At 41.2% G+C, this 24,106-nt stretch carries 28 protein-coding genes; 24 read left to right on the top strand and 4 right to left on the bottom strand.

Translation table 11 applies throughout. The features are described from left to right. Window positions 1–206 precede the first annotated feature (206 nt). Both OCV72_RS02755 and OCV72_RS02750 read right to left on the bottom strand, forming a co-directional pair. Complete coding sequence (locus OCV72_RS02755) at window positions 207–1,199, bottom strand: asparaginase (protein ID WP_028087214.1); 993 nt, start codon at window positions 1,197–1,199, stop codon at window positions 207–209. A 115-nt stretch (window positions 1,200–1,314) separates the two neighbouring features. Continuing rightward, the gene (locus OCV72_RS02750) at window positions 1,315–1,569 is read right to left on the bottom strand and encodes a hypothetical protein (protein WP_055281722.1); all 255 of its coding nucleotides are present in this window, start codon (window positions 1,567–1,569) and stop codon (window positions 1,315–1,317) included. 252 nt (window positions 1,570–1,821) lie between these two features. Here OCV72_RS02750 and OCV72_RS02745 point away from each other — a divergent pair, with 252 nt between their 5' ends. Both OCV72_RS02745 and OCV72_RS02740 read left to right on the top strand, forming a co-directional pair. Further along, window positions 1,822–2,547 carry a phosphatase gene (locus OCV72_RS02745; protein ID WP_055281720.1) on the top strand — a complete coding sequence of 242 codons (726 nt, stop codon included), beginning with the start codon at window positions 1,822–1,824 and terminating at the stop codon, window positions 2,545–2,547. A 63-nt stretch (window positions 2,548–2,610) separates the two neighbouring features. Next, window positions 2,611–2,925, top strand: coding sequence for a YerC/YecD family TrpR-related protein (locus OCV72_RS02740; RefSeq protein ID WP_028087216.1), 315 nt, complete (start codon window positions 2,611–2,613; stop codon window positions 2,923–2,925). A 70-nt stretch (window positions 2,926–2,995) separates the two neighbouring features. Here OCV72_RS02740 and OCV72_RS02735 read toward each other — a convergent pair whose 3' ends face one another. Then, window positions 2,996–3,637 carry a DUF1836 domain-containing protein gene (locus tag OCV72_RS02735; protein ID WP_055281718.1) on the bottom strand — a complete coding sequence of 214 codons (642 nt, stop codon included), beginning with the start codon at window positions 3,635–3,637 and terminating at the stop codon, window positions 2,996–2,998. 211 nt (window positions 3,638–3,848) lie between these two features. Between OCV72_RS02735 and OCV72_RS02730 the strand changes: the two genes are divergently transcribed. From OCV72_RS02730 to OCV72_RS02660, 15 genes are all read left to right on the top strand, one after another. Further along, complete coding sequence (locus OCV72_RS02730; RefSeq protein WP_044924868.1) at window positions 3,849–4,301, top strand: MarR family winged helix-turn-helix transcriptional regulator; 453 nt, start codon at window positions 3,849–3,851, stop codon at window positions 4,299–4,301. 66 nt (window positions 4,302–4,367) lie between these two features. After that, complete coding sequence (locus tag OCV72_RS02725) at window positions 4,368–6,116, top strand: ABC transporter ATP-binding protein (protein WP_055281716.1); 1,749 nt, start codon at window positions 4,368–4,370, stop codon at window positions 6,114–6,116. Between the two features lies 1 nt (window position 6,117). Further along, window positions 6,118–8,019, top strand: coding sequence for an ABC transporter ATP-binding protein (locus tag OCV72_RS02720; protein ID WP_055281714.1), 1,902 nt, complete (start codon window positions 6,118–6,120; stop codon window positions 8,017–8,019). A gap of 152 nt (window positions 8,020–8,171) precedes the next feature. Continuing rightward, on the top strand, window positions 8,172–8,609 hold the full coding sequence (locus OCV72_RS02715) for a DUF3783 domain-containing protein (protein WP_070099611.1): 438 nt from the start codon (window positions 8,172–8,174) through the stop codon (window positions 8,607–8,609). A 28-nt stretch (window positions 8,610–8,637) separates the two neighbouring features. After that, window positions 8,638–10,884, top strand: coding sequence for a DNA helicase PcrA (gene pcrA, locus OCV72_RS02710; RefSeq protein ID WP_055281712.1), 2,247 nt, complete (start codon window positions 8,638–8,640; stop codon window positions 10,882–10,884). A gap of 123 nt (window positions 10,885–11,007) precedes the next feature. Beyond that, complete coding sequence (locus OCV72_RS02705; RefSeq protein ID WP_028087223.1) at window positions 11,008–11,253, top strand: hypothetical protein; 246 nt, start codon at window positions 11,008–11,010, stop codon at window positions 11,251–11,253. Between the two features lie 145 nt (window positions 11,254–11,398). Further along, window positions 11,399–12,328, top strand: coding sequence for an NYN domain-containing protein (locus OCV72_RS02700; RefSeq protein ID WP_055281710.1), 930 nt, complete (start codon window positions 11,399–11,401; stop codon window positions 12,326–12,328). 86 nt (window positions 12,329–12,414) lie between these two features. Next, window positions 12,415–13,827, top strand: a complete 1,413-nt coding sequence (gene rlmD / locus OCV72_RS02695; protein ID WP_055281708.1) for a 23S rRNA (uracil(1939)-C(5))-methyltransferase RlmD — start codon at window positions 12,415–12,417, stop codon at window positions 13,825–13,827. A gap of 68 nt (window positions 13,828–13,895) precedes the next feature. Beyond that, window positions 13,896–14,255, top strand: a complete 360-nt coding sequence (locus OCV72_RS02690) for a hypothetical protein (protein ID WP_055281706.1) — start codon at window positions 13,896–13,898, stop codon at window positions 14,253–14,255. 387 nt (window positions 14,256–14,642) lie between these two features. Next, complete coding sequence (locus OCV72_RS16565) at window positions 14,643–14,768, top strand: hypothetical protein (RefSeq protein WP_330376544.1); 126 nt, start codon at window positions 14,643–14,645, stop codon at window positions 14,766–14,768. 83 nt (window positions 14,769–14,851) lie between these two features. Continuing rightward, window positions 14,852–15,742, top strand: coding sequence for a LysR family transcriptional regulator (locus OCV72_RS02680; protein WP_055281763.1), 891 nt, complete (start codon window positions 14,852–14,854; stop codon window positions 15,740–15,742). Between the two features lie 114 nt (window positions 15,743–15,856). Next, complete coding sequence (locus OCV72_RS02675; RefSeq protein ID WP_155515195.1) at window positions 15,857–16,015, top strand: hypothetical protein; 159 nt, start codon at window positions 15,857–15,859, stop codon at window positions 16,013–16,015. Window positions 16,016–16,261: 246 nt separating this feature from the next. Then, window positions 16,262–17,149: an aldo/keto reductase gene (locus OCV72_RS02670; protein WP_172677196.1), complete on the top strand. Its 888-nt coding sequence runs from the start codon at window positions 16,262–16,264 to the stop codon at window positions 17,147–17,149. Window positions 17,150–17,167: 18 nt separating this feature from the next. Continuing rightward, window positions 17,168–17,800 carry a flavodoxin family protein gene (locus OCV72_RS02665; RefSeq protein ID WP_055281702.1) on the top strand — a complete coding sequence of 211 codons (633 nt, stop codon included), beginning with the start codon at window positions 17,168–17,170 and terminating at the stop codon, window positions 17,798–17,800. A gap of 45 nt (window positions 17,801–17,845) precedes the next feature. Next, window positions 17,846–18,247: a flavodoxin gene (locus OCV72_RS02660; RefSeq protein ID WP_242859191.1), complete on the top strand. Its 402-nt coding sequence runs from the start codon at window positions 17,846–17,848 to the stop codon at window positions 18,245–18,247. Window positions 18,248–18,554: 307 nt separating this feature from the next. On the opposite strand, the gene OCV72_RS02655 is transcribed toward OCV72_RS02660, so the two are convergent. Further along, window positions 18,555–18,791, bottom strand: a complete 237-nt coding sequence (locus OCV72_RS02655; protein WP_005341369.1) for a helix-turn-helix domain-containing protein — start codon at window positions 18,789–18,791, stop codon at window positions 18,555–18,557. A gap of 141 nt (window positions 18,792–18,932) precedes the next feature. On the opposite strand from OCV72_RS02655, the gene OCV72_RS02650 reads away from it, so the two are divergent. The 7 genes from OCV72_RS02650 to OCV72_RS02620 all read left to right on the top strand — a co-directional run bounded on the left by OCV72_RS02650 (window position 18,933) and on the right by OCV72_RS02620 (window position 24,100). Beyond that, window positions 18,933–19,313 carry a hypothetical protein gene (locus tag OCV72_RS02650; protein ID WP_226799356.1) on the top strand — a complete coding sequence of 127 codons (381 nt, stop codon included), beginning with the start codon at window positions 18,933–18,935 and terminating at the stop codon, window positions 19,311–19,313. A 40-nt stretch (window positions 19,314–19,353) separates the two neighbouring features. After that, on the top strand, window positions 19,354–19,686 hold the full coding sequence (locus OCV72_RS02645; RefSeq protein ID WP_005341391.1) for a DUF5720 family protein: 333 nt from the start codon (window positions 19,354–19,356) through the stop codon (window positions 19,684–19,686). A 187-nt stretch (window positions 19,687–19,873) separates the two neighbouring features. Beyond that, the gene (locus OCV72_RS02640) at window positions 19,874–20,782 is read left to right on the top strand and encodes a ParM/StbA family protein (RefSeq protein WP_044912250.1); all 909 of its coding nucleotides are present in this window, start codon (window positions 19,874–19,876) and stop codon (window positions 20,780–20,782) included. Beyond that, the gene (locus OCV72_RS02635) at window positions 20,779–21,069 is read left to right on the top strand and encodes a hypothetical protein (RefSeq protein ID WP_006426993.1); all 291 of its coding nucleotides are present in this window, start codon (window positions 20,779–20,781) and stop codon (window positions 21,067–21,069) included. The genes OCV72_RS02640 and OCV72_RS02635 overlap by 4 nt, the downstream gene beginning before the upstream one ends. 154 nt (window positions 21,070–21,223) lie before the next feature. After that, window positions 21,224–21,775 carry a hypothetical protein gene (locus OCV72_RS02630; RefSeq protein WP_007884604.1) on the top strand — a complete coding sequence of 184 codons (552 nt, stop codon included), beginning with the start codon at window positions 21,224–21,226 and terminating at the stop codon, window positions 21,773–21,775. A gap of 70 nt (window positions 21,776–21,845) precedes the next feature. Next, window positions 21,846–23,141: a DNA (cytosine-5-)-methyltransferase gene (dcm, locus tag OCV72_RS02625; protein WP_055247004.1), complete on the top strand. Its 1,296-nt coding sequence runs from the start codon at window positions 21,846–21,848 to the stop codon at window positions 23,139–23,141. Between the two features lie 2 nt (window positions 23,142–23,143). Beyond that, window positions 23,144–24,100, top strand: a complete 957-nt coding sequence (locus tag OCV72_RS02620) for an amidoligase family protein (protein WP_006426990.1) — start codon at window positions 23,144–23,146, stop codon at window positions 24,098–24,100. Window positions 24,101–24,106: the final 6 nt, after the last annotated feature.

The raw sequence follows: 24,106 nt of genomic DNA, 5'->3' as shown, positions 1-24,106 counted from the left end.
TTAGAGAGTCAGAAGCACCGTTAAAGGAACGAAGCGAACGTGTTTGAGGCGAACGCCGAGTTTGAGCGTAGTTCCTTTGCTTTTAGGTGATTCTGACTCTCTTAGTGTTTCTTATGGTATGGAACCTGAACAAGAAGCCTTATCTATTGTTTCCTTCAAGGACTGAGAGGCCGCTTCCCCGTTAATAAATTAAGTTCCAAATCAACTCAGACTCTGTCGTGATTGATCTCGCGATAAAATAACCGCGCAATCTCATCCTGTTTATCCGTCTGACCAAGAATCCACATCAGTTTTGCAACGATGGATTCTGTTGTCATATCATCGGACTGCAGGATTCCTTTATGATTACTGAATTTTTTTCCAACCTGATATACGCCAAGATCACAGCCTTCTTCCGGCACCTGTGTGGTGACAGCGATTGTCTTGCCGGAATCTACCCAGGAGAAGATCGCTTTTTCAAAGGAATCATCATATTCCGGGATGCCGCCGATACCAAAGGTTTCCAGGATGATAGCATCATAGTGACCACTCAGCAGATCAAAAATCTCAGCTTTGACTTCCGGTGTCAGCTTCAGCACAAAGACACGGTCATTAAGACTTGCGTAAGATTTCAGATCCTGAGGAGCGGGACGTTCTTCCGTATAGTAACGGATGATGCGGCTGTCACGGATAATGGCAAGTTCAGGGAAGTTCATACTGTCAAATGCATCAAAACTTCTGGTGCGCTGCTTACGTCCGCGGGTTCCGGCAACAACTTTTCCGTTAAATACAATGCAGACATTGCAGGAAAGATCGTCGGCAGCATACAGAATACTCTGGAACAGATTGATCTTTGCATCGGTATAAGGATTGGCCATTGGTTTCTGGGAACCGGTCAGTACAATTGGCTTTACACTGTCCTGGATCAGATAAGACAGGGCGGCAGCAGTATATGCCATGGTGTCTGTTCCGTGAAGAACGACAAACCCATCGTAGTTGTTATAGTTTTCCATGATCGCATCACGGATCATCAGCCATTGACGTGGACGCATATTGGTGCTGTCGATGTTCATAAGTTGAAGTATTTCCAGATGACAGATGTCTTTGATTCCCGGTACGCTGGCTGCAAGTTCTTCCCCTGTCACTGCCGGTGTCAATCCAAGATCCCCCTCTTTGGATGCAATCGTACCACCGGTTGCTATCATTAGTATGTTTTTCATGATCAGTTACCTCTCAATATATATAATATATTTTTTATACTTCTATAAGATTAGCTGTGATTGGAAGGCATGTCAAGAAAAAACAGGTATTTTGCAGAGTATTTTCAGATGGACATTAACCCTTAATATCAGATGGATTTTTACCGGAAGGCGGAGCCTGCTCCGGAGCATCATCTGCGGATGAGACCGGAGGAAGGAATGGATAAAGTTCCTCATACGAATCCAGTTCCGCAGGATTAAGAGGTGCAGAAGGAATCAGACCGGTACAGTCATGAGAAGAGGCAGCAGTTGCGAGATAATCGTAAGAATCAATGAGTTCCTGGTTGGATAATGGGTTTACATTTACAGTCTTTTTTTCATGTTTCTTCATAATAAAAACTCCTTTATAATTCAGATATATTAGAGGGGTGAATAAATGGTGGTTATTTAGTAAAAAAAGAGGAAAACCTGCTTTCCGCTATAGAATGGGTAGAAAAAAAGAAAATTATACGGTATAATACTTCATGTTGTGAAATATTAGAGCGTTAAAGCTGAAAAGAAGAAAAGTTACAATTTAAAATAATAAATAAAAATAACAGATAAAGAAGATCTGATGAAATACAACAGGAAGGAGAAGCAGGAAATGAGAGTAGAAATTGACACACATACGCATACGCTCGCAAGTGGACATGCATATAATACGCTGAATGAGATGGCGCAAGCAGCAGCGGATAAAGGACTGAAGGGACTTGCAATTACGGAACATGCACCAGAGATGCCCGGAACTTGTCATTTGTTCTATTTTCAAAATTTAAGAATTGTTCCAAGAAAAAAATACGGGATTGAGCTGTTATTAGGAACAGAACTGAATATCATGAATGCGCGGGGGGAGATCGATCTCCCAGATTCGCTTCTTGAAAGACTTGATATTGCAATCGCCAGTATTCATATGCCGTGTTTTAAAGATGAACGGACAATAGACAATGTAACCGCAGCATATGAGAAAGTAATGGAACATCCGTATGTGGACATCATTGGACATCCGGATGACGGGAGATTTCCTGTAGATATGAAGCGTCTGGTAAAAAAAGCAAAAGAAACCGGAACATTACTGGAAGTAAATAATTCATCACTGCGTCCGGAAGGATTTCGAGAGAATACAAAAGAGAACTGTCTGGAGATGGTAAAGGAATGTAAAGCACAGGGAGTGATGATCGTGCTTGGCAGTGATTCACATGTGGATGCAGATATTGCAGAGTATCCATATGCGGAAGAAATATTGAGAGAAACAGATTTTCCGGAAGAATTGGTTGCCAATGTTTCACTGGAAAAATTAAAAGCATGTATAAAACATGGGAAAAAACTATAGACTTTGCAATTTTAGTGTGTTAAAATGTAAAAGTAATGAATCTGCTACGAAGGAGATAATGCTATGAGTAAGAAAATCAGAACAGAGGCGGTTGATTATCTGTTTCAGGGAATTTTAAGCCTCAAAGATAAAGAGGAGTGTTATACATTTTTTGAAGATATCTGTACGATTAATGAATTGCTTTCATTATCACAGCGTTTTGAAGTTGCAAAGATGTTAAGAGAACACAAGACTTATCTTGAGATTGCAGAAAAGACAGGCGCTTCAACAGCAACGATCAGTCGTGTGAACCGTTCGCTGAATTACGGTAATGACGGATATGACATGGTATTCGAGAGAATCGGACTTGGGGAAGTCAAAGACGAAAAAGCAGAATAAAGTGCGAAAAAACAGTGCAGATGCATTTGGCAAGAATGCAGAAGCAAAAAAAGAAATAAGACGTGCGGTCTTATTTCTTTTTTTTGGCCGAATCCTTTTTGACACCGGTATTTTCAGAGTGAAGCAGATCGGGAAAATTATCCAAAAGCTTTTCTACAATCTGCTTTTTAACATAGATGTCAAAACTCAGGTTACAGATAAATGCAAACAACTGCAGAGAATCCCTGTCATCTTCCGGTGCTTCATCAAAACATTTTTTAGAAGAATTATAAGAACGGATAATTTCTTTTTCAAATTCTGGAATTCTGGACTTTTCCAGTTCGCATACTTCTTTATAGATAGAAGTGATATCAAAATCCTGATCTGTGTCAAAATACTTATCCGTAATCGGTTCTAACATAGTTTCAATATCTTTAATAGAAAGAAAATTTTTAAAATAATAGATAAAGATCATTATCAGCAGATGCTCTTTGGAGTACTTCTTCTTCACAGGTGGAGGGAGAAGATTGTTCTTGGCATAGTTGTTGATCATGGTCTTGGTAAGGATCTTATCATCTTCATGACGTTTACTGGATGCCAGTTCTTTTTCCATAAAGGTAGTAACCTGATCCATGTATAAATCTATATTCGGAATATCATCGGGTCTCACGTAATCAATCCGTGAGATGCTTGATAAAATGCTGTTCAGCATATCTTTTGTGTCTATTGTCATTTTTTATCACCTCAATGTAATTATTATATAGTTTTGAAAACTAGATGGCAAGCGTTTTTTTTATACACGTTGCAGAAAATGTCTGGAAAATACGGCGGAATATCGGAGAAGTTATTGACATTTTAATTGGATATGATAAAATAAGTTCGCTAACAAACAATTCGCTAACAAACAATTTGGATGCGAACAATTGAACGGAAAGGATGGTAATGTGGAAAGAAAAGGAAGAAAGATCGGACCGGAGATACACTGTGCGGATCTGAAATTGTCAAGGAATCTGTCTGCACATGTGAGAAAGTCCGGAGTGGATGAAGTGACGATGATGCATGGCTGGATCATACGGTATCTGTATGAGAACCGGGAGCAGGATATTTTTCAGAAGGATATTGAACAAAGATTTGCAGTAGGTAGATCTACAGTTACGAATCTGCTTCAATTGATGGAAAAGAAGGGATTCGTAAGAAGAGAATCGGTAAAACAGGATGCCAGGTTAAAAAAAGTAATCCTGACAGAAAAAGGAATTGCAAGTCAGGAATCTTTTGAGGATATTGTGGAGCATATCGAAGAAGAGCTTTCCGAAGGCATATCAGAAGAAGAACTTCATATTTTTTATAAGGTATTAGACCAGATTAATCAGAATGTGAAGAAATATGAAGTCAGGTAATCCGGAAAATCGGAGTTATAAATGTAACTATAAAACAAGAAACGAAACAGAAAGGGCGTAAATGGAATGATTAAGACATTAGCAAAACAGATTAAAGAATTTAAAGCAGCATCCATTGCAACTCCGCTCTTTATGATCCTTGAGGTATTGATGGAGATGATCATCCCATATCTGATGGCATCAATTATTGATAAAGGAGTCAATACCGGGGATATCCACCACATCTACAAAGTCGGCGGAATCATGGTTGTTGCGGCGGTCATCGGATTATTCGCCGGAATGATGGGCGGAAGATTCGGTGCAAAAGCATCGGCGGGATTTGCAAGGAACTTACGAGAGGCTATGTTTAACAATATTCAGACATTTTCATTTTCAAATATTGATAAATTCAGCACAGCAGGACTTGTAACCCGAATGACAACGGATGTAACCAATATACAGAATGCATATCAGATGATCCTGCGTATGTTTACCAGAGCACCGGCCAGTATGATCTGTGCGATGGTCATGGCATTTACGATCAATGCGAGACTGGCATGTATCTATCTTGTAGCGGTAATTATTCTTGGAATTTTATTGTTCCTGATCATGAGCCATGCGACAAAATATTTCCAGCAGGCATTTCCAAAGTACGATGATCTGAATGAATCCGTGCAGGAGAATGTATCTGCGATCCGTGTCGTGAAGGCATATGTAAGAGAGGAACAGGAGACATCTAAGTTACGAAGAGCAAGTGAGAATATCTATAACATTTTTGTAAAAGCAGAGACAAATCTGGTATTCAATGCACCGATGATGCAGACGGCGGTATACACCTGTATCCTGTTAGTGAGCTGGTTCGGAGCAAAGATGATCGCAAGTGATTCCCTGACGACAGGAGAACTGATGAGTCTTCTTACATATTGCATGAATATTCTAATGAGTCTGATGATGTTGTCGATGGTATTTGTCATGGTCGCTATGAGTATGGCAAGTGCGAGACGTATCTCCGAAGTGTTAAATGAGACGAGTGATCTTAAGAATCCAGAACATCCGACCATGAAAGTAGAAGATGGAAGTATTGAATTCCGTCATGTGGACTTTGTGTATAAAAAGGACAGTGACGAACCGGTACTGGAAGATATTGATCTGAAGATCCGTTCCGGTGAGACGATCGGAATCATCGGAGGAACAGGAAGTGCCAAGACGAGTCTGGTTAACCTGATCAGTCGTCTGTACGATGTGACGAAAGGCGAAGTACTGGTCGGTGGCAGAAATGTCAAAGATTATGATATGGAAGTGCTTCGTAATCAGGTATCAGTAGTCTTGCAGAATAATGTGCTGTTCTCCGGAACAATCCTTGATAATCTCCGCTGGGGAGACAAGGAAGCAACTTTGGAAGAATGCAGACACGCGTGTGAACTTGCATGTGCGGATGAGTTCATCGACCGTTTCCCGAAAGGATATGAGACCTACATCGAGCAGGGCGGAAGTAACGTATCCGGAGGTCAGAAGCAGAGACTATGTATTGCAAGAGCACTACTTAAGAAGCCAAAAGTACTGATTCTGGATGACAGTACCAGTGCGGTAGATACCGCAACAGATGCGAAGATCCGAAGAGCGTTTCGTGAAGAGATTCCAGATACAACGAAACTGATCATCGCACAGAGAATCTCAAGCGTACAGGATGCTGACCGTATTATCGTTATGGAAGACGGTAAGATCAATGGATTCGGTACACATGAAGAATTATTGGAACAGAATGATATCTACCGTGAAGTCTATGAATCACAGACCAGTGGTGGCGGCGATTTTGACGAGAAGGAGGGTGAATAAGATGCCGGGACCGGGAAGACAGCCGAGAGGAATGAAAGCACAGGTAAAAAATCCGGGTGAATTATTCCTCCGCCTTATGAAATATGTATTAAAAGATTATAAGTTTCACTGCATCAGTGTAGTCGTATTGATTGTAGTCAGTGTTCTTTGCAATGTGCAGGGAACGATGTTCATGAAGAACCTGATCGACGAATATATCACACCATTTTTATTATCAGATAACCCCAATTTTACACCGCTTGCACATGCGATCGCCAGAATAGCAGCATTTTATGCACTGGGTGTACTGGCAACATTTGGTTATAACCGTCTGATGGTCAATGTGACGCAGGGGACACTACGCAACTTAAGGAATGATCTGTTCTCTCATATGGAGAAACTACCGGTCAAGTATTTTGATACGCATGCACATGGAGATATCATGTCGGTATATACGAATGATATTGATACATTAAGACAGATGATCAGCCAGAGTATGCCGCAGCTTCTGAACAGTGGGATTACGATCATCAGTGTATTTGTCAGTATGTTGATCTTAAGTATCCCACTTACGGTCGTAACGATGATCATGGTCGGAATCATGGTATTCTGTTCAAAGAAATCTGCCGGACAGAGCGGGGCATATTTTGCAAAACAGCAGAAAGATCTGGGAACTGTGAACGGTTATATCGAAGAGATGATGAACGGACAAAAGGTGGTAAAGGTATTCTGCCATGAAGAGGAGAACATGCAGAACTTCAAGAAGCTGAATGATGAACTATATGTCAGTGCAGACAAAGCCAATACATTTGCCAACTTTTTAGGACCGATCAATGCACAGATCGGAAATATCAGTTATGTGATCTGCGCGATCATCGGGGGTGTACTGGCACTTGGAAAGGTCGGAGGTTTTACCCTCGGAGGTCTGGCAAGCTTCCTGACATTTAATAAGAGCTTCAGTATGCCGATCAACCAGATCAGTATGCAGATGAATGCAATTGTTATGGCGATGGCCGGGGCCGACCGTATTTTTAAGCTGATGGATGAAAAAGAAGAACTGGATGAAGGTTATGTAACACTGGTCAATGCGAAAGAAGAAGACGGAAAGCTTACAGAGTGTGAAGAAAGAACCGAACGCTGGGCATGGAAACATACACATCAGAATGATGGCAGTGTGGATTATGTGGAGGTGAAAGGTGAAGTCGTATTCAATGGTGTGGATTTCGGTTATAATGATGAGAAGATTGTATTGCATGATATCAAATTATATGCCAAACCGGGACAGAAGATTGCATTCGTCGGATCGACCGGAGCAGGTAAGACGACGATCACCAATCTGATCAACCGTTTCTATGATATTCAGGACGGCAAGATCCGTTATGATGGAATCAACATTAACAAGATTAAGAAAGCGGATCTCAGACATTCACTTGGGATTGTTCTGCAGGATACACATTTATTCACCGGAACGGTGCGTGACAATATCCGCTTTGGCAAACTGGATGCGACCGATGAAGAGATTGTGGCAGCAGCAAAGCTTGCAAATGCCGACAGCTTTATCCGAAGACTTCCGAAAGGCTATGATACGATGCTGACCGGAGACGGAGCAAATTTAAGCCAGGGACAGCGCCAGCTTCTGGCAATTGCAAGAGCCGCTATTGCTGATCCTCCGGTATTGATCCTTGATGAAGCAACCAGTTCCATCGATACCAGAACGGAACGGATCGTACAGGATGGAATGGATAAGCTGATGCGTGGAAGGACAACATTTGTTATTGCCCACAGATTATCGACAGTCCGCAATTCTGACTGCATTATGGTACTGGAACAGGGAAGAATCATTGAGCGTGGTACACATGATGAACTGATCGAAGAGAAAGGCAGATATTATCAGCTGTATACGGGAAATGCGATCAGCGCGTAAATGAATCGGATGATGAATGAAAAAGGGACAGGACATTTTTTTTAATTTGGGACGGAGGATTTTTTAAAATCCTCCGTCCCAAATTGTTTCTTGCAGAACCCGGACAAAGCAACTATAATGGAAACAGACATTCGAAAAGGGGTAGAATGCATATGAAATCAATCATGCTATGTTATAATCTGAAAGGCACGAAAAAGGGAAGAAAGATCGGCATGCTGGGAAGTTTTCTTGGTTTTCGTGTGAAATATGTGGAAAAAGAAGAGTATTCAAAGACAATCGGAGTACTGACCGGACTGAAAGAAGAAGTGGCGGAAGAGGCATCAAGGGAGGAAACTTCCGGGACAGACAAAGAAAAAAATGAAGAAATCACAGACTTTGAAGAAGAGATGCTTGTCATGCTACTGGCAGACAATCGGATATTGGATAAGCTATTATTCCAGATGAAAAAAGAAAAAGTACAGGTTCCGCTGAAGGCAATCGTTACCGCAAAGAATCAGAACTGGACATCAACGGCTCTTTATAGCGAAATAAAAAGAGAGCATGAATCCATGACGAAAGCAGAACAGGCCGGAAAGAAAAAAGAAGAATAAAAAACCGGAAAGAAAGGAAACCATAAGATTGAGTATATACGATACATTAAATGAACAACAAAGAGAAGCAGTGTTCCATACAGAAGGACCACTTCTGATCCTTGCAGGAGCAGGATCCGGAAAGACACGTGTTCTGACACACAGAATTGCTTACTTAATTGAAGAGCAGCAGGTGAATCCATGGAATATCCTTGCAATTACATTTACGAATAAAGCAGCCGGAGAGATGAGGGAACGTGTCGACAAATTGGTTGGATACGGATCAGAGAGTATATGGGTAAGCACCTTCCATTCCATGTGCGTGCGTATATTAAGACGCCATATCGATCTGCTCGGATATGATACCAACTTTACAATCTACGACAGTGACGATCAAAAGACACTGATGCGTGAGGTCTGTAAGCTTCTGCAGGTAGATACGAAGATGTTCCGGGAAAGAGCACTGCTGTCAGAGATTTCCAAAGCAAAGGATGAACTGGTGACACCACAGGAATACCGTATGCGTGCGGAAGGGGATTACAGCCGGAAAAAAATTGCAGAAGTATATGAAGAATATGAAAAACAGCTCCGATCAAATAATGCATTGGATTTTGATGATCTGTTGTTTAAGACCGTGCAGCTTTTCCAGACACAGAAAGATGTACTGGAATATTATCAGGAGCGTTTCCGTTATATCATGGTAGATGAGTATCAGGATACAAATACAGTACAGTTCGAACTGATCCGTCTGCTGGCATCCAAGTACCGTAATCTGTGTGTGGTTGGAGACGATGACCAGTCCATATATAAGTTCCGCGGCGCGAACATTAAGAACATCCTGGATTTTGAACATGTGTTTGATGATACTAAAGTGATCAAGCTGGAGCAGAATTACCGTTCTACCGGCAATATCCTGAATGCAGCCAATGCCGTGATCCGGAACAATCAGGGAAGAAAAGACAAGACGCTTTGGACAGAGAATGAAGATGGAGATATGATCCAGTTACGTCAGTTTGATTCTGCTTATGAAGAGGCAGAATATGTAGTCGGTGACATCAGACGCCATGTCAATAAAGAACTCTGCAGCTACAAAGATAATGCAGTTCTTTACCGTACCAATGCACAGTCCCGTATGTTCGAGGAACGTTTTGTCCGTGACAGTATTCCATATAAAGTCATCGGTGGTGTGAACTTCTATGCGAGACGTGAGATCAAGGATCTTCTTGCGTATCTGAAGACGATTGATAACGGAAGAGATGATCTGGCTGTCAGACGTATTGTAAATGTTCCAAAACGAGGTATCGGACTGACCAGTATCAACCGTGTGCAGGAATATGCATCAACCAGAGAATGCAGCTTCTATGATGCACTTCGTGCCGTAGACCTGATCCCGAACATCGGAAGAGGACAGGCAAAACTGGAATCGTTCGTTGCAATGATTGAGCATTTTAAGAATGATACAGAAGACATGAGTGTATTGGAACTGTTGGAGGAAGTTATCAAAGAAACTGGTTATATCGATGCGCTGATCCACGAATGTGAGAGTGAAGAGGCAACATCAAGAATTGAAAATATAGACGAACTCCGCAATAAGATCGCTGCTTATGAAGAAAGCTGTGCGCTACAGAATGAAGCACCGACACTTGGAGGATTTCTTGAGGATGTAGCTCTGGTAGCAGATATCGACAGTCTGGATGAAAGTACAGATTATGTCGTTTTGATGACATTACATAGTGCAAAAGGTCTGGAATTCCCACATGTATATCTGGCAGGAATGGAAGACGGACTGTTTCCGAGCTATATGACGATCACAGCAGACGACCCGGCAGAACTGGAAGAAGAAAGACGATTATGTTATGTAGGAATCACAAGAGCAGAGAAAGATCTGACACTGACCTGTGCAAGAAAACGTATGGTACATGGGGAGACACAGTATAAGAAGATGTCCCGTTTCTTAAAAGAAATCCCATTGGAACTTCTGGAGACAGGACCATCAGCAAAAAAAGAGAAGAAAGAAGAAAGTGAGCAGGTAAGGGTGAAGACCTCTTTCATGCAGGCGAAAGAAACATTTAAGACGAAGGCATTTACCGCACCAAAGCCGGTACAGCAGTTCGGGACACCAAAAGGCGGGAAGCTTCCTTACGGAGTGGGAGACCGTGTCAGACATATCAAATTCGGAGAAGGGACGGTAACTGCAATCATTGAAGGCGGACGTGATTATGAAGTAACAGTTCACTTCGACGGACCCGGAACGAAGAAGATGTTTGCCACATTTGCAAGACTTCAGAAAGTATAACAATCCGGAATCTATCCGGGATACAGGAGAAAAATCTGAAAAATAAGTAGTCATACACTACGTAAAGTGTTATAATAAATAAAGAATGATTTGCCGAAAGAGCAGAGGAAAGGACGTGGGAGCATGAGTAAAGTAGAAGATATTATTGCAGCATCCAAGCTTAGCGAACTGATGAATAAAAAAGAAGAGGACAAACACGGCAAGACCGTACTCTGGATTCTGGCAGTAGTCGGAGCTGTAGCTGCAGTTGCAGGAATCGCTTATGCAGTATATTGCTTCTTTACCCCGGATTACCTGGAAGACTTCGAGGATGATTTTGATGACGATGATTTCGACGATGACTTTTTCGATGATGACGATCAGGTATAAGAACCGGGCGGATGAATAAGTGAAGAAAGAGGCAGGTTAGAAACCGATCTGGTAAAAGAAAGGCGACTGGCCTGCTTTTCTTTTGCAATCTCAAGTGCGTCCGCATGGAAAATTCAGTAATATTTATAGAAAGAAGAGAGAAGGTATGCAGGAACAGTGTTATGCACTACTGATTGATGCAGATAATGTATCAGCAAAATACATCAAGCCGATCCTGACAGAATTGTCAAAATATGGGATCATTACATATAAAAGAATATACGGAGACTGGACGAGCACACAGCATTCAAGCTGGAAAGATGAACTTCTGACAAACTCGATCACGCCGATCCAGCAGTTTAGTTATACACAAGGAAAGAATTCTACCGATTCAGCTATGATCATTGATGCGATGGATATCCTGTATACGAATGATGTGGATGGATTTTGCATTGTATCCAGTGACAGCGACTTTACAAGACTCGTCAGCCGTCTTAGAGAGAGTGGAAAGATGGTTATTGGCATGGGAGAAAATAAGACTCCGGAGCCATTCAGGAAAGCGTGTGATAAGTTTACGATTCTGGAAAATCTGATGAGTGAGCAGAATCCGGGAACATCGAAGAGCGAGACAACACATGACAGACGAAGTAAAGAGAAGATTGAAGATGCGATCATTAAGATGATCATTGAGAATCAGGATATCAATAAGCCAACCGGACTCGGTGAAGTAGGAAGCCGTCTGGTCAGTCTTTACCCGGACTTTGATGTGCGGAGCTACGGGTATAATATGCTGTCCAAGTTTCTGGAGGAATTCACAAGAATCCAGATGGTAAAACATGGAAATATTGTGTCGGTTACTTTAAGAGAGGATCAGGATCTGAAGGAAAATATCGACGGCTACGTCGTACAGATTGTGAAAAAGTCGGGAAGATCCGGAGTAGAACTCAGTACACTGGGAAATAAAATGTATGAAAAATACAAAGACTTTAAGATCCGCGATTATGGATATTCCCAGTTCAATCAGTATGTGAAAAGTCTGAAACATGTGAAAGTGGAACAGGAAGGGACAATCCTGAAAGCAGTATATAAAGGATAGAAAAGCGGAACAAGAGACAGAACCAGAAATAGTAAAGATAATGAAATAAATTGCAATAGACAAAAGCTATGACAGAAAGGATAGATATGAAAAAAGGACAGGTATACGAAGGAATTATAGAATCCGTAGAATTTCCAAATAAAGGGCGCATTTATCTGCCGGAAGAAGACAGATGGGTAGTCGTAAAGAATGGCGTGCCGGGACAGAAGGTAAGATTTTCTGTCAATAAGATCAGAAAAGGAAAGGCAGAAGGGCGTCTTCTGGAAGTACTGGAACCGTCAGCCAGTGAGATTCCGTCAGCCTGTCCACATTTCGGACAGTGCGGAGGCTGTACTTATCAGAATCTTCCGTATGAAGAGCAGCTTGCCATGAAGAATGAGCAGGTGAAAAAAATGATGGATGAAGCGGTAGATGGGAAGTATATCTGGGAAGGCATCAAACCAAGTCCTGTCAGGACCGAGTACCGCAACAAGATGGAATTTTCATTCGGAGATGAATACAAAGACGGACCACTGGCACTTGGGATGCATAAACGCGGAAGTTTTCATGATATTGTAAATGTGACAGATTGTCAGATCGTAGATGAAGATTACAGAAAGATTCTGGCATGTACACTGGAATGTGCGGGAGAATCGGGACTTCCATATTATCACCGCATGCGTCATGTTGGATATTTCCGCCACCTGCTGGTAAGAAAAGCAGTAAAGACAGGAGAGATCCTGGTGGATCTGGTCACAGCATCCGATACGGCAGAACTCGGAGTTGATCCGGCAGAGGCAATGAAAAAAATCCAGACATTCAAGGCTGCATGGTTGGAAAAGATGACAGCAATGAATTTTGATGGAACATTAGTTGGAATCCTGCATACAAAGAACGACAGCCTTGCAGATGTCGTAAAAGATGAAGGAACAGAAGTCCTGTTCGGACAGGATTATTTCTACGAGGAATTACTTGGATTAAAATTCAAGATCACACCATTCTCATTCTTCCAGACTAATTCGCTGGGAGCGGAAGTCTTGTATGAGACAGCCAGAGAATACATCGGAGATACAAATGAAAAAGTTGTCTTCGATCTGTACAGCGGAACAGGAACGATCGCACAGATCCTTGCGCCGGTTGCGAAGAAAGTGGTTGGTGTGGAGATTGTAGAAGAAGCGGTAGAAGCAGCAAAAGAAAATGCGAAGTTAAATAATCTGGACAATTGTACATTCTGGGCCGGGGATGTATTGAAAGTCATTGATGAACTGGGGGAAGTTCCGGATCTGATCATGCTCGATCCGCCGAGAGACGGTGTGAATCCGAAGGCACTTATGAAGATCCTGAATTTCGGAGTGGAGCGTCTGGTGTATATCGCATGCAAACCGACCAGTCTGGCACGGGATCTGGAGATGATACAGGGACGTGGATATAAAGTGGAGAAGATCAGCGGGGTGGATTTGTTCCCGGGAACTTATCATGTTGAGACGGTCTGTCTCCTCTCTAAGAAATGCCTAGTTTAAGCGGGGTTGAGGGGTATATCTGCTAGAACATATTATGAAAATAAGCCTATAAATTAAGAAATTTATTGTTGGATGAGAAGAATGAACTTCATAATCGTACGATGCACATTAGTGGAAGGTTTGCAGAAGTGGACATTGAAAGAGTAAAAGTGGACATTGAGAGTGGAGAAGTGGACATTGAAAGCACAAAAGTGGACATTCGAAATAAATTACTTTCTTTCTCAGATACGATTTCAGAAAAAACAATAAATCATACAGTAGAAATATTTTCAAAATGTGGAAAAGAAAATTGTTTCGGAAGAACGATAGTTGAAGAAATTACTGGATTAAAGCCATCAGGAGCTTCCAAGTTAATAAAACTGTTGGTTGATAGTGAGGTAATCGTACCTGTAACAGGACATGGAAAAGGAAAATATCGGTTTCAATAAAAGTGAACATTGAAAGGGTGTTAATGCCATTCGCAAAAATGTCCAAAACAAATCGGCGTACTCGCCACACGTTTACAAAGTTAAACGGTCTGTACGCCATGTCTTAACCTTATGATTGTAGATATTAGCAACCTGTCAAAGGGTGTAAAAACTCAGTAACTATGCGGGTTCGCGTACTGTTAAAGCAGTGAAAAACGACACCGCACGTTGAGACGGTATGCCTTTTATCCAAACTCCATGAAGCGAAGCATCATGTGAATGTGAGACTTGACATGGACGAGATGGATTTAACGGCGGCTGAGAGGCGCTAAAGGTCCAGGGGACCTTTGCCCAGCGCGGACCGAAGCGGAGTGTAGACAGGCTACTTATGAGGAGATAAAGAAGTATGTGGCAGAGCATAATGATGGGATGAAGGTATCTAATCTGTATATTGCACAGGTGAAGAGAAAGTGTGGAATTGAATTAGCGGAGAATTTTAATATTCCTAGGTCAGAGGGAGCAAAGCAACCATAATGTCCGAAGGAGAAAGAAGAGGCAATTATTGGGGTACTGAAAGCATTTCAGATGATTTAAAATCACAAAGAGGAGTGAATTACATGATGTATAATCCACAACTTGATACATTTATCTGCGTTGTAGAAGCTGGAAGTTTTAGTAAAGCGGCAGAAGAATTATATATAAGTGCACCTGCGGTTATTAAACAGATAAATTCTTTGGAAAACAGCTTGGATTTGCAATTATTTGAACGAACACACAGAGGTCTTATTATTACGGAAGCTGGTAAATCGCTCTATCAGGATGCAAAATATCTGATTCAATATTCAAAAGAATCGTTGATACGGGCGCAGGAAGCAATGAATCATAATGAAGAAATCATTCGTGTTGGAATATCTCCGATGACGCCACCGGAAGTTTTTGTGGAACTTTGGCCTAAGATACAGAAAATATATCCGGAGATGAAGTTTAAATTGATTACATTTGAAAATACACCAGAGAATGCAAGAGAGATACTGGCTAATATGGGAAAGAATATTGATGTGATAGCTGGAATCTTTGATGAAACAATGCTTGAACTCAGAGGCTGTGATGGCACTGAGATTTCAAGAGAACCATTTTGTGTGGCGGTATCAATTCATCACAGGCTGGCAAAAAAAGAAAAAATAACACTTGATGATCTGGCTGGAGAAAATCTTATGCTCATGCGAAGAGGATGGAGTTATTATGGCGATATGCTAAGGGATGATATAATGAAAAATCATCCTGAAATCAATATTGTAGACTTTAATCTGTACAATGTAGAAGCATTTAACCGATGCGAAAACAATAATGAGGTATTACTGGCATTCAAGAGCTGGGAAAGTGTTCATCCACTGATCAGAATCATTCCAGTAGAGTGGGATTATACTATGCCGTTTGGAATTCTTCATTCGAAAAAACCGTCCATTAAGGTCAAGCGGCTGATAAATGCTATTAACAAGGTAAAATAAAAATTGAATACATGCGAGTAGAAACCTAAAGGTTAATACTGAATAACAAAACGAGACTTCTAATGGAGTCTCGTTTTGTTATACTTTAGCTGAAGTGAAAATGGAGGATACTATATGCAGATAAAGAGGATAGCTCTTGGAGGAATCATCATGACTGTTATCATGTTCAGTGGGTGTAGCACAACAGTCCGGAACCTGGCAATCGGGGAAGAAAAAACGCTGGAAACAGGAAAAACAGAGCAAGAGAGCGTGACAGAGAGGATATCAATATGAATGAAAAAGAAAGTTTTAATGCAGAGAGTAATATAAAGAATGTTATTCACACCGGTCACTTATCAGCATGGCGGTGGCTATCTGTTTTGTCGTGACAAAGAAATTATGGGATGGCTGTTCAATCAGTAAGAACCAGAATAAACCGAAAGGTTAAGACTGAAAAACTTATCGAAACTTCTCAAAGGAATCTATCAGTATTATAGTATGAATGTAAGATGAATGAAAGAAAACAAGGAGGATACGACAATGGAATATATTTCATTAAATAATGGTGTAAAAATGCCAATACTGGGATATGGCGTATATCAGGTAACAAAAGAGGAGTGTGAAAGATGTGTGCTTGATGCTTTAAAAGTTGGATACCGGGCGATTGATACAGCACAGAGTTATTTTAATGAGGAAGAGGTTGGGAATGCAATCCAAAAGTCAGGCATTCCAAGAGAAGAAATCTTCCTTACAACAAAGGTGTGGGTTGAACATTATGGATATGAAGATGCAAAGAAATCAGTTCTTGAATCCATGAAAAAGTTAAAGACAGATTATCTGGATCTGGTATTGCTTCACCAGCCATTTTCAGATGCTTACGGTGCTTACCATGCATTGGAAGATCTGTACGATGAGGGAAAAATCAGAGCAATCGGAATTTCCAACTTTTATGTAGACAGAATGGTTGATTTTGCATCCTTCAACCGCATTAAACCTATGGTAAATCAGGTGGAAACCCACATCTTCAATCAGCAGAAAGAGATGAAGGAATGGGCAGACAAATATGATATCCGGTTAGAAGCATGGGCACCATTCGGTGAGGGCAGAGGAGGCACCTTTGAGAATCCTGTCATCGCAGAGATTGCAGAAAAATATCAGAAGACTCCGGCACAGGTTATGCTTCGCTGGCATATTCAGAGAGGGGTAGTGGTTATTCCGAAATCAACACACATTGAGAGAATGGAAGAAAACTTTAATGTTTTTGATTTCACACTTTCTGATGAAGATATGAAGACTATTGCAGAACTGGACAAGAAGACAAGCTCCTTCTTCTCGCATCAGGATCCGAATATGGTGGAATGGTTCGTGAAGATGGTTGAGGAAAGAAAAAAGAATAATGACAGTTCAAAAGAAAAAAAGAACTGGTAAGCATAAGAGGAAAAATCAATGAAAGTATTACTTGTCAATGGCAGTCCACACAAAAATGGCTGTACTTATACAGCTCTTTGTGAAGTATCCAGTGCATTAAATGAAAATGGCATAAGTACAGATATTTTCTGGATTGGAAATAAGCCGATTTCAGGATGTATTGCCTGCAGAAAATGTCAGGAAAAAAATAAATGCATCCTGGATGATATCGTGAATGAATTTCTGGAAATAGCAGGGGATTATGACGGATTCGTATTTGGAACTCCGGTACACTGGGGTGGTGCAGGCGGTGCAATCACATCCTTTATGGACAGAGTCTTTTATGCCGATTTAAACGGTGGCAGCGACAGATTCCGCCTGAAACCTGCCGCTGTGGTAATTTCAGCAAGAAGGGCCGGAACAACGGCCACATGGGATCAGGTAAATAAATATTTTGGTCTGATGCAGATGCCGATCATTACATCAAGATATTGGAATATGATACATGGGACGAATCCGGATGAAGTAAAACAGGACCTCGAAGGAATGCAGGTTATGCAGATCCTTGGAAACAATATGGCATATTTCATTAACTGTAAAAATGTTGCGACAAAAATGGGAATTGAAATGCCAAAGGCACCGGATTTTGTATTTACCAATTTCATCCGATAAAAATTAGCGTGACAAACATTTTATACGACAGGAGGTGACCTTAGAATGAAAACAAAGAAAATAGCAGTAGTACTCTTAACATGCATCATGGCAATCGGTTTGATGGCAGGATGTGGAGCAAGCAATACAAACCAGTCTGCTTCTAATACAGAAAATACATCAACAGGAAATGGAAAAACATTGGTTGTATATTATTCAGCTTCAGGAAATACAAAAGATGTTGCTGAAAAGATAGCAAAAATTACAGAGGCAGATCTGTTTGAAATAGAGCCTGTGGAGCCATATACAGATGATGACCTTGACTGGACAGATGATGACAGCCGGGTGTCAAGAGAACATGATGATGAGAGCTTAAGAGATGTGGAACTGGTGTCTACAACAGTTGATAACTGGGATTCATATGATACGGTATACATTGGCTATCCTAAAATGGAGTACAGTTTATAGTAGTGTATAGCGTGTACCAAGTTATAATTATGGGGTTGAAAATAACAGTATACACAGATAATGTGGAAAAATGTGTATGACGTTTATATAGAAAATAACATTGAAAAAGAAATTCAAGAATGGGTAAATTCATTAAATTTAAAATAGAATAATAATTACATGAGTGACAGAAGATAAGAATCTGAATTCCCTGTCACTTTTATATTATTTGATAAGAAAAAAGAACTGGTTTATATCCGATAAGAATATAGACTGGTTCTTATTTTTAATATGCTATTATATACACAGGGAGTCGGGGAATGTCGAACTATAGCAAGCCGGAAAAGAAAGCATTGATATCGGTATGAAAGAGTTTTGCAAGTGCAACTAATTCAGATGCCTTAATGTTCATGCGATTTGTTTCCAGTTTGGCATAGGTACTTTTGGTGATGGAGATACCCATAAGATTTAATTTTGCAACTACTTGGTCTTGAGTCATATTGTTTTTATATCGAATTGCTTGGATATTTTTACCAATATCCATATCTGGTCTAATCTTTTGCATAATGATGAACTCCCCTTATAAAATAAAAAGATTCGTAATACAGAAATATATATATTGATTCTAAAGAATTTAAATTTTATAATGTTTCGTAATAAGGAATTATTTTTAACAGGAAGAGGTAAAAGTATAATGGATGTGGAGATGGAAAAGAGAAAATTTTTAAATCTATGTGGCAAAAGAGATCGAGCATTATTGTCAGGTGAAAAAAGAATGACATTGGGGGATATGGAACGATTGACATATCTGACAGAATTTTTTGAACTGGAGAACTATGGAATCGCCTTATGGAAAGAATTTGGTGATGATGTAAAAGAGCCATTTGAAGCGATGATGAAAATGTTAGATGAGCCGGAGTGCATAGAAGATCGATGGCTTGATGACGAAGCAAAAGGGGAAAAGTGGTTGTTAGAATTTCAGGAACTGGCATTAACGGAAGAATACAGGGAATGGATTCGAAATTATATCGATAAAAAATATGAAGAAAGAGGATTACCATATCCGACAGGAGCAGACTTCGATTAAGAGGTCTGCTTTTTTCTGGTCTTTTGGGAGGTGATAAGAGGTGGAAGTAAGTATTTATGAACTCTTGGCGGCAGCAAGAGAATCGGCTAAATCTGATTATATAAAAGGGGACAGCATTTTGTGTGAGAAGAGATTTCATCCAGATACCCATTACATGGTAGAAATAGAACTGCTGAAAAATGATAACAAGCTGGGAAAAAAGGGCAATTATATACGGAAGTTTTTGACAGAACCGGAGTATCTTCCCATTTTACAAAAGCAGGAAAAACATCTCATAAAAATAAAAAGACAGGCAATTGTTCAAAAAGGAAACTTGCGATATATCCCTCCCCCGGACAGGCTGGACCGCCGCCGGGAGAGGGATCTTTTATAACCGGCTGGGAAGGAACAGTAGTGTTCCTCTGGCGATAGTGGTATAAAAAAACCAGATTTTCCGCAGGTTTTGGGACGCTGGAACATAGAAAAGTGTTCACGAATGGCACTTTTGCAACGATCCGTTGCAGCAGTGACAACATTTTTGACCTTACGTTAAACAGAAAAAATGAAAGGATGTGATTGCGATAATCATAGGAATTGATCATGGCTATTATGCCATTAAAACAAGACAAGTGTCTTTCCCAAGTGGAATTATTGGGTATGATTACGAGCCGTATACCATGCAGAATGTTCTGCAATATCAAGGAAAGTATTATGTCTGCGGTACGGGAAGACAGACGCTGGTAAAAAATAAAACGTCCAATGATAATTATTATCTGCTGACGTTGGCAGCCATTGCAGAAGAAATCAAGCATCGGAAAGCGGAACGAAAGACAGAGGTAATTCTGGCTGTTGGACTTCCGCTTTCAAGTTTTGGAAGAGAGAAACAGGGATTCAGGGAGTATCTGTTGCGGAAAGAGCAGCCAGTGCGATTTTTATATGAAAGTGAGTTATATGAGATAACAATAAAAGATGTGAAACTGTTCCCACAGGGATACTCTGCGCTTGCTCTGCATCCAGAGTATCTGAAGAATGAACCGTCTGTTCTGCTTGTTGATATTGGTGGCTGGACCGTTGACCTTATGAGGCTGGACAATGCTGTTCCGAATGCAGCAACGTGCAGAAGTCTGGAACTTGGAGTAATCCGATGTATTGATGAGACAGCAGAACAAGTGCGTAGAAATACCGGACTGTCTGTGACAGAAACTCAAATTGAGCGTGTGCTTCGGAGGGAATCTTGCAGTATGGCAGAGGAGGCCAGACGGATCATACAGGAAAACGGACGGAAATATATAGAAAGAATACTGTCTGCGGTGACAGAATCCGGGTTTGATCTCCGGGCAGTACCCACCGTATTTATGGGGGGAGGCTCCGCAATTTTAAAACGCCACGTGACCGCACAGGACGCGATTTGCCGCCCCGTTTTTATAGAGGACGTCCATGCCAACGCAACAGGGTATGAACGGATTGTAGAGCAGATGTGGACGAGATGACACGCCCGGTATATTCGTTCCGCCCGAACCTGAAAAATCCAGAACACCAGAGGGCATGGGAGAAATTTCAAAGTGTTCCAGAAGGGCAGAAAAGCCAGTATCTGGTTCAGGCAATTCTGGAAAAAGAGGATCGGAAATGGATGGAAGAAGTCATTCAAAAGACGATAAAAGAAAGTGTTCGGGAATTAGGAATATGTGGCACTACGGAACAATTGAAAACGAAACCATCATCGGAAGAAATACCAGATCAGATGATGGATTTTCTATCTCAAATGGAAAATTTGTAAAGGGGGTGAGGCCTATGATTGCACGATACATACATTGTTGGATCTGCTAGGGGTAAGGCAAGAAATGCATCGATATCTTTGGTGGGTATTGTGAATAGCTTTCCATGCGGCTTTGGAGTATGTTGTGTGTAGCAAAAGTGAAAGGAGAAAGGTTATGGCAGAGATGAAAAATATCTGCGGAAAGATCCCGATGGACTTACATGAGAAAGTAAGAGAAGAGATTGAACTCACAGAAAGCAGCACACAAAAATTTTTACAACAGGTCATTGAAGAACATTTCAACAGAGTGGAAGGAAAAGGAGAAATAAGCATGGGAGCAGTAAGAACAGTAGCAGTACAGGTATCAGAGGAATTATTCCAGAGATTAAAAGTAGTCATCGGAAAGAAACACATGAAACAGAAAGACTTCTTAATTCAGATTATAGAAGAAGCACTGGAAAAGGTAGAGGTCGAATGGCAAAGCAAAGAGCAGCCTGAAGAATCCGAACAGACAACTGGAGAATTGGGAACAGAAGAAACTCAACCGGAAGAAAGAACTGAGCCGGAAAGGGAAAGTGAACCAGAAGAGGAAGCCGAACCGGATGGAGAAAGTGAACCGAAAGAGGAAAACAAACCAGAAGGGGAAAGTGAACCGGAAGAGGAAACTGAACCAGAAGGAGAGACTGATCCGGAAGAATCCAAAGCAGAAGAACCAACAGAATGGTAACCAATTGATACAGAATAACGAAGGGCGGTATGAGAGATCATGCCGCCTGTTTTTATCAGCAAAAAGGAGGTTGATAGCCGCAACCATTCAATTTTTTGATCTCTTTAGCGGAATCGGGGGATTTCGTGAAGGCTTAAGACGGGCAGGAAACTTTGTCTGTGTCGGACATTGCGAGGTGGATACTTATGCGGATAAGAACTACCGATTGCTGTTTGATACGGAAGGGGAGTGGTATTGTAATGACGCAAGAACAATCGAACCAGAACGAATGCCAGATTTTGATTTACTCTGTGCAGGATTTCCTTGCCAGGCATTCTCTATCGCCGGAAAGCGAGAAGGATTTGCAGATGCAAGAGGAACTCTCTTTTTTGAAATTGCCCGGATTCTTGAAGCTAAAAGACCCTCGTATTTTATCCTTGAAAATGTTCCCGGTTTGTTATCGCATGACAAAGGCCGGACGTTTTGCACCATCCTCAGTACGCTTTCTGAACTGGGGTACCATGTCGAATGGAAAGTGCTTAACAGCAAGGATTTCGGAGTCCCCCAAGCAAGAAAACGGGTGTATATTGTCGGATATTTTGATTTCCGATGTGCCGGAAAAGTATTACCTGAACCAGAAACAAATGGAGCAGCTCTTGTTCAAGTCCGGGCAGGAAGTCAGGGGAAAAGAGTCTACAGTCCCAAAGGACTAAGCTGTACCCTGACATCACAGGCAGGTGGAATGGGCGGCAAGACAGGATTATATGATGTAGGTGTTCCAATCAAAGAGAATACAAAGCTCGGCTACAAACTTGCAAGAGAAGGGGACAGCATCGATCTGGGTTATGCGAATCTCAACAGCAGGAGAGGAAGAGTCGGACACCAGATCGCACATACCCTGACAACAGGTGTTCAACAGGGAACGCTGCACTTTGTCGATCTTTCACCTCCGCCGGTGGTAACGGAAGAATGCAGAAGCCTGAATACCAGACAATGCGGTGTCCACAAATACAAAGGAGAATGTTCTGGTGTATTAGCAGAGGATGGAGCAAGAGCAGTCTTAACACCAGCAAAAGAGAATGTTCGTCAGAACGGCAGACGTATGAAAGAACCCGAAGAACCGATGTTTACAATTACTGCAACCGATCGTCATGGCATCTTGTATCACGGCAGAATAAGAAGGTTAGTTCCGAGGGAATGTCTGCGACTGCAGGGTTATTACGACTGGCAGATTGATAAGATCATAGACAGCACTTCTGACGCACAGCTTTATAAACAGGCTGGAAACGGAGTAACTGTCAATGTTATCGAGGCAATTGGCAGATTGTTACAAAAGGCAGACTCCGAACTTAACACACAGAAAGTGTCTGAGAAAGGAATCCATTAGGCATGATCGGAATAAAAGACCAATACTTTGGCACAGAAATCGAAATGACAGGGATTACCAGACAACGTGCTGCAGAAGTTGTTGCTGAAATGTTTGGAACAGAAGCATATTATGACGGCACTACTTATGGAGTCTGGTCAGTGATAGATCTGGAAGGAAAAAAGTGGAAATTTATGTCTGATGGGAGCATTTATACACAACGGAAAGTATACGGTCGAATTGTAGACGCAGGTGGAGAATATTCAACAGAAATGGTATCACCGAAATTATCCTATGATGAAATGGGAAAGTTACAGGAAGTAGTACGATGTCTGCGACAGCATGGAGGTTTTGTAAATGAGTCCTGTGGTCAGCATGTTCATGTAGATGCATCGAATCATACACCGCAGAGTCTGAAAAATGCACTGACAATTATGTATGCAAAGGAAGATATCCTGTTCAAAGCACTGAAAGTGCAGGAGAGAAGAGCAAATAGTTATTGTCAGAGGGTGCGACCGGAGGTATTGGAGAAAATCCGAAAAATACCAAATAAATCAATCACAATGGACCGAGTAAGAAATGTCTGGTATGGAGGCAGGGATGGAAGTCATACCCATTATGATCATACCCGTTATTATGCTCTGAATCTTCATGCTGTGTTTTCCAAGGGAACTTTGGAATGGCGTTGTTTTGAAAGCACACTACATGCAGGAAAGGTGAGAGCAAATATTACACTGGCATTAGCCATTTCCGCACAGGCAATCAATCAGAGATCGACACAGATGAAAAAGACACTGATATCAGAAAACCCGGCATTTACATTTCGTACATTTTTATTGAGACTTGGGTTAATTGGAGACGAATATAAAAATGTTCGAAAACATCTGCTGGCAAATCTGGATGGTGATCTTGCGTGGAGATATGATAAAAGCACGTATGAGTGTCTGAAGAAAAATCAAAGGACAGAAGGAGTCAGATAGAGGTGA

Origin of the sequence: Dorea amylophila (assembly GCF_025567265.1) — a bacterium.
Lineage (GTDB): Bacteria > Bacillota > Clostridia > Lachnospirales > Lachnospiraceae > Dorea_A > Dorea_A amylophila.
Note: the sequence above shows the minus strand (reverse complement) of the source record. Positions and strands in the feature narration are given on the sequence as shown.

Coding starts and splice junctions, on each gene's coding strand:
- OCV72_RS02755 (WP_028087214.1), bottom strand. CDS start 1,199: ATGAAAAACATACTAATGATAGCAACCGGTGGTACGATTGCATCCAAA.
- OCV72_RS02750 (WP_055281722.1), bottom strand. CDS start 1,569: ATGAAGAAACATGAAAAAAAGACTGTAAATGTAAACCCATTATCCAAC.
- OCV72_RS02745 (WP_055281720.1), top strand. CDS start 1,822: ATGAGAGTAGAAATTGACACACATACGCATACGCTCGCAAGTGGACAT.
- OCV72_RS02740 (WP_028087216.1), top strand. CDS start 2,611: ATGAGTAAGAAAATCAGAACAGAGGCGGTTGATTATCTGTTTCAGGGA.
- OCV72_RS02735 (WP_055281718.1), bottom strand. CDS start 3,637: ATGACAATAGACACAAAAGATATGCTGAACAGCATTTTATCAAGCATC.
- OCV72_RS02725 (WP_055281716.1), top strand. CDS start 4,368: ATGATTAAGACATTAGCAAAACAGATTAAAGAATTTAAAGCAGCATCC.
- OCV72_RS02720 (WP_055281714.1), top strand. CDS start 6,118: ATGCCGGGACCGGGAAGACAGCCGAGAGGAATGAAAGCACAGGTAAAA.
- OCV72_RS02715 (WP_070099611.1), top strand. CDS start 8,172: ATGAAATCAATCATGCTATGTTATAATCTGAAAGGCACGAAAAAGGGA.
- OCV72_RS02705 (WP_028087223.1), top strand. CDS start 11,008: ATGAGTAAAGTAGAAGATATTATTGCAGCATCCAAGCTTAGCGAACTG.
- OCV72_RS02700 (WP_055281710.1), top strand. CDS start 11,399: ATGCAGGAACAGTGTTATGCACTACTGATTGATGCAGATAATGTATCA.
- rlmD (WP_055281708.1), top strand. CDS start 12,415: ATGAAAAAAGGACAGGTATACGAAGGAATTATAGAATCCGTAGAATTT.
- OCV72_RS02680 (WP_055281763.1), top strand. CDS start 14,852: ATGATGTATAATCCACAACTTGATACATTTATCTGCGTTGTAGAAGCT.
- OCV72_RS02675 (WP_155515195.1), top strand. CDS start 15,857: ATGCAGATAAAGAGGATAGCTCTTGGAGGAATCATCATGACTGTTATC.
- OCV72_RS02670 (WP_172677196.1), top strand. CDS start 16,262: ATGGAATATATTTCATTAAATAATGGTGTAAAAATGCCAATACTGGGA.
- OCV72_RS02665 (WP_055281702.1), top strand. CDS start 17,168: ATGAAAGTATTACTTGTCAATGGCAGTCCACACAAAAATGGCTGTACT.
- OCV72_RS02660 (WP_242859191.1), top strand. CDS start 17,846: ATGAAAACAAAGAAAATAGCAGTAGTACTCTTAACATGCATCATGGCA.
- OCV72_RS02655 (WP_005341369.1), bottom strand. CDS start 18,791: ATGCAAAAGATTAGACCAGATATGGATATTGGTAAAAATATCCAAGCA.
- OCV72_RS02650 (WP_226799356.1), top strand. CDS start 18,933: ATGGAAAAGAGAAAATTTTTAAATCTATGTGGCAAAAGAGATCGAGCA.
- OCV72_RS02635 (WP_006426993.1), top strand. CDS start 20,779: ATGACACGCCCGGTATATTCGTTCCGCCCGAACCTGAAAAATCCAGAA.
- OCV72_RS02630 (WP_007884604.1), top strand. CDS start 21,224: ATGGCAGAGATGAAAAATATCTGCGGAAAGATCCCGATGGACTTACAT.
- OCV72_RS02620 (WP_006426990.1), top strand. CDS start 23,144: ATGATCGGAATAAAAGACCAATACTTTGGCACAGAAATCGAAATGACA.